This is a genomic window from Rhizomonospora bruguierae (assembly GCF_018397995.1).
Lineage (GTDB): Bacteria > Actinomycetota > Actinomycetes > Mycobacteriales > Micromonosporaceae > Rhizomonospora > Rhizomonospora bruguierae.
Window position 1 is genome coordinate 25,234 of record NZ_BBQH01000046.1, and the last position, 10,026, is coordinate 35,259.

General features: G+C 76.3%; 11 protein-coding genes and 1 pseudogene. 7 read left to right on the forward strand and 5 right to left on the reverse strand.

Annotation, left to right across the window (positions count from 1 at the left end; translation table 11 throughout):
• The 4 genes and pseudogenes from KJS59_RS22245 to KJS59_RS22260 form a co-directional block, all read left to right on the forward strand.
• A pseudogene (locus KJS59_RS22245) lies at positions 1-1,158 on the forward strand (hypothetical protein); the annotation flags it as partial.
• A gap of 34 nt (positions 1,159-1,192) precedes the next feature.
• Positions 1,193-2,044, forward strand: a complete 852-nt coding sequence (locus tag KJS59_RS22250; RefSeq protein WP_213454901.1) for a PHP domain-containing protein — start codon at positions 1,193-1,195, stop codon at positions 2,042-2,044.
• A 23-nt stretch (positions 2,045-2,067) separates the two neighbouring features.
• Positions 2,068-2,682 (forward strand): MarC family protein, encoded by a 615-nt coding sequence (locus KJS59_RS22255; RefSeq protein WP_213454902.1) that lies wholly within the window; start codon positions 2,068-2,070, stop codon positions 2,680-2,682.
• Positions 2,683-2,787: 105 nt separating this feature from the next.
• Positions 2,788-3,633: a RecB family exonuclease gene (locus KJS59_RS22260; protein WP_213454921.1), complete on the forward strand. Its 846-nt coding sequence runs from the start codon at positions 2,788-2,790 to the stop codon at positions 3,631-3,633.
• Here the strand turns inward: KJS59_RS22260 and KJS59_RS22265 are convergent.
• Entirely contained in the window at positions 3,601-4,431 is an 831-nt protein-coding gene (locus tag KJS59_RS22265; protein ID WP_213454903.1) for an oxygenase MpaB family protein, read from the reverse strand. The two genes, KJS59_RS22260 and KJS59_RS22265, sit on opposite strands and share 33 nt — an antisense overlap.
• 35 nt (positions 4,432-4,466) lie before the next feature.
• Positions 4,467-4,889 carry a Fur family transcriptional regulator gene (locus KJS59_RS22270; protein WP_249714697.1) on the reverse strand — a complete coding sequence of 141 codons (423 nt, stop codon included), beginning with the start codon at positions 4,887-4,889 and terminating at the stop codon, positions 4,467-4,469.
• A 171-nt stretch (positions 4,890-5,060) separates the two neighbouring features.
• Here KJS59_RS22270 and KJS59_RS22275 point away from each other — a divergent pair, with 171 nt between their 5' ends.
• Positions 5,061-5,564: a DUF2231 domain-containing protein gene (locus KJS59_RS22275; RefSeq protein ID WP_249714698.1), complete on the forward strand. Its 504-nt coding sequence runs from the start codon at positions 5,061-5,063 to the stop codon at positions 5,562-5,564.
• A gap of 21 nt (positions 5,565-5,585) precedes the next feature.
• Here the strand turns inward: KJS59_RS22275 and KJS59_RS22280 are convergent, their stop codons facing one another.
• On the reverse strand, positions 5,586-6,110 hold the full coding sequence (locus tag KJS59_RS22280; RefSeq protein WP_306345190.1) for a hypothetical protein: 525 nt from the start codon (positions 6,108-6,110) through the stop codon (positions 5,586-5,588).
• Between the two features lie 296 nt (positions 6,111-6,406).
• Here KJS59_RS22280 and KJS59_RS22285 point away from each other — a divergent pair, with 296 nt between their 5' ends.
• Positions 6,407-6,580: a hypothetical protein gene (locus KJS59_RS22285; RefSeq protein ID WP_213454905.1), complete on the forward strand. Its 174-nt coding sequence runs from the start codon at positions 6,407-6,409 to the stop codon at positions 6,578-6,580.
• Between the two features lie 61 nt (positions 6,581-6,641).
• Here KJS59_RS22285 and KJS59_RS22290 read toward each other — a convergent pair whose 3' ends face one another.
• Positions 6,642-7,028, reverse strand: coding sequence for an FmdB family zinc ribbon protein (locus KJS59_RS22290; protein WP_249714701.1), 387 nt, complete (start codon positions 7,026-7,028; stop codon positions 6,642-6,644).
• Between the two features lie 38 nt (positions 7,029-7,066).
• Positions 7,067-7,690, reverse strand: a complete 624-nt coding sequence (locus KJS59_RS22295; protein WP_213454906.1) for a 5-formyltetrahydrofolate cyclo-ligase — start codon at positions 7,688-7,690, stop codon at positions 7,067-7,069.
• Positions 7,691-7,783: 93 nt separating this feature from the next.
• On the opposite strand from KJS59_RS22295, the gene KJS59_RS22300 reads away from it, so the two are divergent.
• Positions 7,784-10,026, forward strand: a 2,243-nt coding sequence (locus tag KJS59_RS22300; RefSeq protein WP_213454907.1) for a diguanylate cyclase, incomplete at its 3' end; no start/stop codon positions are given.

Below are 10,026 nucleotides of genomic sequence, written 5' to 3' on the forward strand. Positions count from 1 at the left end.
GTGCTGATCGGTGCCGCGGGCGTGCTGACCACCCTGCACGCGGCGCCGCCCACCACCGCCCAGCCGGTGCCCGCCCCGCCCGTCCTCGCCGGGGCGGCCGGGTTCGCCGGCTTCGCCCCGTTGACCGCCCGACCGGCGCCCGAGTCCCTGGAGATCAAGCACGGTGGGGCGGGTGCGGCGAAGCCGATGCGGCAGCGGGCGGCGCTGCCCGTGGACGTGGTTGCCGCCGGCCGGCTGCTGACCACCTCCGGGCACAGCGTGGACCTGTCCGGGGTCGGCGCGGTGCGGCAGGCGTCCCGGTCCGGCTCCGGCTGGCTGGTCGTGACCGGCGAGCCCGAGTCGACCACCCGCTCGTTGTGGCGGGTCCAGGCCAGCGGCCGGCAGGAGGCGCTGGTCGACGGGGCCGACGCGTTCGTGCTCGCCGCAGACGGCAGCCGGGCGGCCTGGCGCGCGGGCGGCGAGCTGGTCGTCGCGCGGATCGCCGCCACGGGAATCGTCGACCCGCGCCGCACGCCGGTACCGGCCGCGGCCGCGCCGGTCGCCCTCATCGGGGACGGCGTCCTGGTCGCCCGCACCAGCGCGGGCGGCGGGATCGACGGGTACGACGTGTGGTGGCCCGCGCAGGGTCCGTTCGCGCCCACCTGGGCGGGCGGGCTGACCGCCATCTACGGCGCCATGCCGGACGGGCGGACCCTCGTCGCCGCCCGCAACCGGCCGGGCGGCCCGGACCGGATGCCGCAGGACGGCGACCTGGACGGCACGTACATCACCGCCGCGCAGAGCGGCGTCTGCCTGGTGCTGCTGGACACCACCGACGTGTTCCGGCAGCGCACCGCCGCGTGCGGGCTGGGCCTGGCCACCGGGCGCGCGGGCCGGGTCTCGCCCGACGGCCGCTGGTTGCTGGCCCAGTCGGTCACCGGCTCCGCGATCCTGGTCGACCTCGCCGAGGCGGCCAGCGGGCGGGGCGGCACCGCCGTGGTCGGCCCCGGCCCGGTCGGCGACCCGGTCTGGCTGGACGCCGGCACGGTGGTCTACGGGCCGAGCGAGGGCGCGCTGGTGCGGCTGCGGGTACCCGTCGAGGGCACCGGCGCGGCCACGGCCGACACGCTGGCCCTGCCGGATCTGTCCGCCACCCTGCAGGCGCTGATCGCCCCCTGATTCCACCGCCCGGGCGGGTGGGTAGCGTCGGGGCGTGCGCATCGATCTGCACGCCCACTCCACCGCCAGCGACGGCACCGACACCCCGGCGGGGCTCGTGGCCGCGGCCGCCGCGGCGGGGCTCGACGTCGTCGCGATCACGGACCACGACACGACCGCCGGGTGGGCGCCCGCGGTCTCGGCACTGCCGCAGCGCCTGACGCTGATCCGCGGGGCGGAACTCTCCTGCCGCTGGTACGGGGTGGAGCCGGCCGTCCCGCTGCACCTGCTGGCGTACCTGTTCGACCCGGACGACCCGGCGCTGGCGGGCGAACTGGCCCGGGTCCGGCAGGCCCGGGAGCGGCGCGCCGAGCGGATCGTCGCGCTGATGCGGGCGGACGGGCTGGACGTCACCGTCGAGGAGGTGCGCGGATACGCGGGCGGCGGCACGATCGGCCGCCCGCACCTGGCGCAGGCGCTGATCCGGCGCGGGCTGGTCGGGACGACCGGCGAGGCGTTCGCGCCACAGTGGATGGGCGAGCGGTACCGGCTGCCGAAGGAGGACACGGACGTGTTCACCGCGGTGCGCCTGGTGCTCGGCGCGGGCGGGGTGCCGGTCTTCGCCCACCCGAAGGCGACCAGGCGCGGCCGGGTGGTGCCCGACGAGCTGATCGCCGACCTGGCCGCCGCCGGGCTGGTCGGCCTCGAGGCCGACCACGCCGACCACAGCCCGCAGCAGCGCACCCACGTGCGGCGGCTGGCCGGCGAGTTGGGCCTGCTGGTCACCGGCTCGTCGGACTACCACGGCACGCACAAGACGGTCCGGCTCGGTGAGCACACCACGCAGCCGGCGGTGTACGAGGCGATCGTCGCCGCCGCCGGTGGCCGGAAACCGGTCACGGGCTGATCCGGCCATGTGACGATGCGCGGGTGAATCTCAGGCTCTTCGGCGAGGTCCTGCTGACCCTGGTGGTCATCGTAGACCCGCCCGGAATGGTGCCGATCTTCCTCGCCCTGACCGGCACGATGCCGGACGCGGAGCGCACCCGGGCCGCCCGGCAGGCGGTCGCGCTCGCCCTCGGCGTGATCGTCGTCTTCGCGGTCGCCGGCCAGACCATCCTGGCCTACCTGGGCATCCAGCTACCCGCGCTGCAGGGCGCCGGCGGCCTGCTGCTGGTCCTGGTCGCCCTGCAACTGCTCACCGGCGAGACGGGCGGGCCGAGCGGCCCGGCCACGGCCAACGTGGCCCTGGTACCGCTGGGTACCCCGTTGCTTGCCGGGCCGGGCGCGATCGTGGCCACGATGCTGTTCGTCCGCCGGGCGCACAACGTCGCCGACTACGTGGCGATCGCCACCGGGATCCTCGTGGTGATGGTGGCCGTCTGGCTGGTGCTGCGCTTCTGCGGCGTGGTGGTGCGGATCCTCCGGCCGAGCGGCATCGAGGTGCTCACCCGCATCGCCGGGCTGCTGCTGGCCGCCATCGCGGTCCAGTTGATCGCGGACTCGGTCGGCGCCTTCGTCACCGCCTACCTGGACGGGCGGTGAGGGAGTGTCGTACCCGGATGGGAGGATTCGGCGGTGAGTAGGGTGGTCAACGAGGCGAATCGGGGCGTCCCACGGCCGGGCGTCGAGCAGTTGGGCTTCGAGGGGATGCCGGAGCGGCTGTTCGTGTGCACGCCCAGCAAGCTGGGCGCGTATGAGGACTGCCCCCGCCGGTACCGGTTCGCCTACGTCGACCGCCCGACGCCGCCCAAGGGTCCGCCGTGGGCGCACAACTCGCTCGGCGCGAGCGTGCACACGGCGCTGCGGAACTGGTTCGGGCTGCCGGTCCGCGAGCGTGGCCGGGGCGCGGTGCCCACGCTACTGAAGGCGACCTGGGTGCGCGAGGGCTACCGCGACCTGGAGCAGGAGCGGGCGGCGTACCGCCGCGCCCTCGGCTGGCTGGACGGGTACCTCGAGGGCCTGGACCCGGCCGAGGAGCCGCTCGGCGTGGAGCGCGTGGTGGCCGCCCGCACCGGGGTGCTCGCCTTCAACGGCCGCGCGGACCGCATCGACGCGCGTACCGGCGCCGAGGGGCCGGAGGCGGTCATCGTCGACTACAAGACCGGCCGCACCGGGCTGGGCCCGGACGACGCCCGCGGCTCCCGCGCGCTGGCGCTGTACGCGTACGCCGCCGCCCGGATCTTCCGCCGCCCCTGCCAGCGGGTGGAACTGCACCACCTGCCGTCCGGCGCGGTGGCGTCCCACGAGCACACCCCCGAGTCGCTGGCGCGGCACGTGTCCCGGGCCGAGGACACGGCACGGGACATCGTGGCCGCGGAGAAGACCCTCGCCACCGGGGCCGACCCGGACGAGGCGTTCCCCGCCCGGCCCGGCACCCTGTGCGGCTGGTGCGACTTCCGTTCCACCTGCCGCGAGGGGTCCGCCACCCCACCCCGCGCACCGTGGGAGGGCATCGACCGGTCAGGCGGGGGCGAGGCGGGCGGCGCGGGCTAGCGCGCTGCGGCGCAGCGGTCCGTCGTAGACCCGACGGGGGAGCAGGCCGAGGGCGGCGCGCAGGGTCCGGGCCGACAGCACCGCCGAGACGTCGGTCGTCGGCAACCCGGGCAGCCCGTACAGGCGCCGCGCCCAGGCGGGCAGCAGGCCGAACGCGGTCGCGGCGACGCCCGCGTACAGCAGGCGTACCGGCGTGAGCCCGAGCTTGTACGGCAGCGGGGGCGCGGAGAGGAACAGCGCCGTCTGGGCCGCCTCCCGGGTCATCCGCAACCGCGGGCGGACCGCCTCGTAGTAGGCGGCCACCTCGGCCGCGCTGCCGGGCACGGTCGCCGGATCCAGGCCGACCAGGGCGGCGGAGCGGCGCTGCTCGGCGTAGTACCGGTCCACCTCGTCGCCGGTCAGGGCCAGGCCGGCGCGGCGGGCGGTGGACAGGAACGACTCGACCTCGGCGACGTGCACCCAGCGGAGCAGGTCCGGCTCGTCCAGGCGGAAGCGCTCGCCGGTTGCCGGGTCGGTGCCGGACAACCGGGCGTGCACGCGGCGGATGCGGCGGGCGGCGGCCTCCGCCTGCGCGGTGGTGCCGTAGACGGTGACGCCGACGAACATGCTGGTGCGGGCCAGCCGGCCGTACGGGTCGTCGCGGTAGCTGGAGTTCTGCACCACCCCGGCGACCGTGCGCGGGTGCAGGGCCTGCAGGTACAGCGAGCGCAGCCCGGCGAGCATGAGGATCGGCTCCTCGTGCAGCTTCCAGGTCACCGAGCCGGGACCGAACAATCCGAGATCGTCGTCGGGATCCACCGGACCAGACTGCCACGCGGCCACGGGCGGGCGGCTCAGTCCTCGACCCTGCGGGACTGGCAGGCGCCGCACAGCCCCCAGAAGGTGACCTCCGCCTCGTCGATCATGAAGCCGTGGGACGTGGACGGCTCCAGGCAGGGCGCCGCGCCGACGGCGCAGTCGACATCGCCGATCTCGCCGCAGCCGCGGCACACCACGTGATGGTGGTTGTCGCCGGTCCGCGCCTCGTACCGGGCGGGGCTGCCGGCCGGCTCCAGGCGGCGGGCCAGCCCGGCCCGCGACAGGGCGGCCAGCACGTCGTACACGGCCTGGGTGGACACCGACTCCAGGCGCGCCCGGACCCGGCGGGCGATCTCCTCGACCTCCAGGTGGCCGCCCTCCGCGAGCACCTCGAGCACGGCGAGCCGCGGCCGGGTCACCCGAAGGCCCCGCGCCCGCAGCCGTTCCGCACCGTTCACCCTGCAATAACAGCACGCGAAGCCGGGACCCTCAAGAAATCGCCCGGCCGGCGGGACGCCCGTTACAGTCCTGGCTCGGGTGGGAACCGCGGTGAACCGGACGGCCTCATCCTGGCGTGGTGCAAGGAGGAGGGCGGGGGCGGTCGACCCTGCCCGCATATCGCCCCCGATATGGCAGGAGGAATCGTGTTCGAGCGGATCAATGGCTTACCGGCGCACGCGTTGCTGGTCCACGCCGCGGTGGTCCTCGTCCCGTTACTGGTCCTGGCCGCGCTCGCGTTCGGCCTGGTGCCATGGGTGCGCGGGCGCATCTGGTGGGCGGCGGCCCTGCTCGCCGTCGTCGCACCGGTGGCCGCGTTCGTCGCCAAAGAGTCCGGCGAGTATCTCGAACAACTCCTGCGCTCCAGGGGGTACCCGGCGGAGATCCTGGACCAGGTGGCCACGCACGCCGGTTACGGCGACCTGACCTTCTGGTGGACGTCCGCGCTCGGGCTCGTCGTGCTGGTGCACATCTACGCGACGGGCCATTTTCCCCGGGTGCCGGCGCCGGCCAACCTGCCCGGCGTCGCCGACATCGCCCTCGCCGCGGGCTCCGCCGTGATCGCGTTCGTGACCGCCTACTACGTCTACCGGACCGGCGACACCGGCGCCAAGGCCGTCTGGACCGGCGTCTGACCTCCCGCCCCGACCGCCCACTCAGAAGATCAGGCGGGAGCAGACCAGGCAGACGAGGATGAGGACCAGGGCGCCGGCGATCATGCCGACGCCGTAGGTCAGCGTGCGGGCGCTGCGCTCGGCCCGGTCGAGGGCGGCCGGGTCCTGCGGCGGAAGCTGGCGCGGCGGCGGTGGCTGGACCACCGTGGGCGGCCGCCAGCCGGCAGGCGGCGGCGTGGTGGGCGGTGGACCGAGATAGCCGGGACCGTCGCCGGCGGCGCCCCAGTTGCCCCCGCCCGGCTGCCACGCCGCCGTGGCGGGAGGGGCCGGCGCGGCCGGCGGCTGCGGGCGCCACGCGGCGGGGCGGGCCGGCGGCGTGGGCGGCGAACCGGGACGGCGCCAGACCTCCTCCGGTGCGGACGCGCTGGGCACCGTCTCCGGGGGCCCGACCGCGCCGGGGCCGGCGCCGTGGGGGCCCACGTCGCGGGGCCCCAGCCCACCGGGGGCCGGCTCGCGGGGGCCCGGTTCGGTGCCGTGGGGGCCCGGTTCGGCGTCGCGGGTGCTCACAGAGGTCGACGCTATCAACGCCGGCCGGGATGGGGCGGCGGCGCTGGGGTCAACTATCGGGCCGAGTCCGGTTGCCGGCGCTGCCAGTGCCGGGCGGCGCTGAGCGGTGGCGTTGGGCGCCGGCTGTCGGGCCGAGTCCGGGTGTCGGCGCGGTCAACGCCGGCTCTGGGGGTGACGCTGCCAGTGCCGGGCGGCACGGGTGGCGGCGTTGGGCGTCAACTATGGGCGCGAGGCCGGGGTGTCGGCACGGTCACGCTGGCCGGCGTGGGGTGGCGGGCGGGAGGTACCGTCGCGGCGTGACCAGCCCTGACCATGTGCGCTCCGACGAGGACCGGATCGTGGACCTGTCCGACGACGACGAGCCGGTGCTGCCGGCGCAGACGCGCGACGATACCGATGCCGGGTGGGGCGAGTGGAGCGGCTCGAACGACGACCGGCTGCTCGCCGACCGCCCGCCGCACTGGGACTGATGCCTCCGCCGCCGGCGGTCGCTCCGCCGACCCGCCCGCCGGGCGGGTCGGGTCGCCGGCGTCAGGCCGCGGTGTTCGCCGGGGAGGACTTCGTCGAGGACTTGGCCTCCGACGAGGACGACGACCCCGACGAGTCGGACGACGATTTCGCCTCGCCGGACTTGGACTTCGGCTCGCCGGACTTGTTTGCCTCGCCTGACTTGCCGTTGCCGGCGCCGTTGGCCGAGCCGTCGCGGGAGTCGGTGCGGTAGAAGCCGGAGCCCTTGAACACCACGCCTACCGCCGAGAACAGCTTGCGCAGCTTGCCCTGGCACTCGGGGCACTCGGTGAGCGACGCGTCGGTGAACGACTGCACCGCCTCGAGCTGGTGGCCGCAGGCGGTGCACGCGTACTGGTAGGTGGGCACGTTCTCCTCCGGGAGCTGGCACTCGTGGGCTTCGAGTGCCAATGGTGCGGCATCACGGGCCGTTTCGTCCAGTGCCCCGGTCACTCCGGCCCTGTGGTACCGCCGCCCAGGGTGATCAGCCCGTCCGCCGGGGTGACCACGGCGTGCACCCGGCGGTCGTGCGGCTCGGCCGGGAGGGCGTCGACGAGTTCGCCGTCGTCGAGCAGGGCCACGATCCGGGCGTCCGGCGCGGCGCGGGCCAGCGCCCGGTCGTACGAGCCGCCGCCGCGCCCCAACCGGACGCCCGCCCGGTCCACGGCGAGCGCCGGGACGATCAGCAGTTGGGCGGACGACACCGCGTCCCGGCCGAGTCGGGGGCCGACCGGCTCCCGGGGGCCGAGCGCGTTCTCCGCCAGCGACGTGGGGCCGCCGAACTCGGCCCAGTCCAGGTCCAGATCGGGCAGCAGGACCGGCAGCAGCAGCCGACCCTCCCCGCCGAGGGCGCCGGCGAGCGCCTCCGGCAGGTCCGGCCCGCCCGGTTCGGCGGGCATCGGCGCGTACCCGGTGATGGTCGTGGGCCGGGCGGCGCGGACCAGGTCGCGCAGTGCGGTCTGGACCGCCGCGGCGGCCGCGGCCCTGGTCGCGGGCGGTCGGGAGCGCCGGGCGGCGATCAGCTCGCCCCTCGTCGATCTCTTTCGGTCGGTCAGATCAGAAAAATCGGGCACGCAACACTCCTGACACAACCGGCGGTAATCGGCGCCGGCTGTGCAAGCATCGCATCAAACCTCTGCGATCTAGGGCGGACCCGGGGAGGACCAGTGACCCTGCGCGCGCGGCTGACCACCGCGTTCCTGGCGGTGGTCCTGGGACCCGTGCTGCTCGGCGCGGTGTTCGTCGGCACCACGGCGACGGCGGTGAGCCGGAACCGCCTGCTCGACCGGCTGGACCTGGCGACCACGACGGCCCGGTCGTCGGTGGGCACGGTCTGCCAGCGGCTGCGCGCGGCGGCCGAGGCGGTCGCCGCGCTGACCGGGCCGGCCGGGCCGGAGGCCGCCGCCCGATCCGTGGTGGACCGGGGCCTGGCCGCCGCGGTGCGCATCGAGGACGCGAACGGTGCCACGGTCGCGCTCACCCCGCAGGCGCCCGCGGGTCGCTGGGCCGACTGCGCCGGCGCCGAGACCGGTGGCGAGGCCCCGCGGGCGCTCGCCGCCCGCCTCGACCTGCGGGACGCGACCGGGGCGGCGCAGGGCGCCGTCTACGCGGTCCAGCCCGTCGACCAGCCCTTCGTCGCCCGCCTGGCCGGCGCGAGTGGCGCCGCCGTGACGCTGGCCGCCGGCGGGGACCGCGTGCTGAGCACCGAGGGCGCTGCGGACCGGAACCGGGTCGCCCGGGCGGGCGCGGCGCTGCCCGTGGACGTGGTCGGCGACGTCCCGGGCCGGTACCTGCGCCGCGCCGGACCCAGCACCGACCAGCCCCTGCCGCTGGTCCTCTCCGTCCGGCGGGACAGCCCGCGCACGCTGTACGCGGGGCTGGCCGCGGCGGTCCTGCTGGCCGCGGCGCTGGCCGTGCTGATCGCCTGGTGGCTGGCGCGCGGCACGACCCGGCCGCTGGCCGAACTGGTCGCCGCCGCCGACCGGGTGGCGGCCGGCAACCTGGCCACCCGGGTCCCGGTCCGCCCGCCGGACGAGCTGAGCCGGCTGGGCAGCGCGTTCAACCGGATGACCCGGGAGATGCAGACCTACGTGGCGGCGCTGACCGCCGGCCGGGACCAGTTGCGCGGGCACCTCGCCGTGCTCGGCGACACGCTGTCCAGCACCCACGACCTGAACCGGATCCTCCAGGTGATCCTGCAGACCGCGCTCGCCGCGACCGGTGCCCGGGCCGGCGCGGTGCTGCTGCTGGAGCCGGCCACGGGCGCCCTGGTCGGCCAGTCCGCCGAGGGCCTGGCGGAGCGGTGGCCGGTCGACCCGTTGCCGGTGCCCGCCGCCGCGGTCGCCGAGGACGCCGACGAGTCGCGGGGCCCGGACGCCCGGCAGCTGCGGGTACCCCTGGGTGAGGGGATCGTCGGCGGGGTGGCCGCGACCGGCGAGGCGCGCCGCGGGCGGGTCGAGCCCGGCGGCGACACGCTCTCCCCACACGAGCCGCGCTGCGTCACCTACGTGGCCGTGCCGTTCGCCGCGCCGCCCCGGCCGCCCGAGGCCGTCGGCGACGCACCGGGCCGGGGCGCGTCGCCCGTGCTCGGCCCGCCGCCGGCCGCCCGCGGCGTGCTGGTCCTGTACGACCGGCTCGGCGGCGACGAGTTCGACGACGCCGACCTGTCCACGCTGCGCACCTTCGCCGGGCAGGCGGCGGTGGCCGTGGACAACGTCCGGATGCACGAGGAGGCGCAGCGGCTGTCGCTGACCGACCCGCTGACCGGGCTGTGGAACTACCGGCACCTGAAGGAGTCGGTGCGCCGGGAGGTGGAGCGGGCCAGCCGGTTCGGCCGCACGCTGGCCGTGCTCGCCCTGGACCTGGACCGGTTCAAGGAGGTCAACGACACACACGGGCACGCCGCCGGGGACGCCGTGCTGATCGAGTTCGCCCGGCGGGTCCGGGCGGAGATCCGGGAGGTGGACCTCGCGTTCCGGCAGGGCGGCGAGGAGTTTGTGCTGGTCCTGCCGGAGACCGACGCGCGGGGCGGGGCCACCGTCGCCGAGCGGCTCGGCGCCGCGGTGCGGGAGACCGCCATCCCGCTCGAGGGCCAGGGCACGGTCCGGGTCACCGTCTCCATCGGCATCGCCGTCTATCCCGACCACGCCACCACCGGCCCGCAGGTGCTCACGGCGGCCGACGACGCGCTGTACGCGGCCAAGGCGGCGGGGCGGGACACGCACCGGGTGGCGGCCGAGCCGGCGCCCCAGCCGGCCACATACCCGATGCCGGTCCGGGCGGTGGCGTTCCCGCCCGAGGACGACCTGCCCCGGGCCGGGGCGGACACAGACCTGGACGACGACGATGTCGCGTCGCCCGACGAGATCCTCCCGCCCTCACCCGGCGGCGTGGCGGGTGGACCGCACCC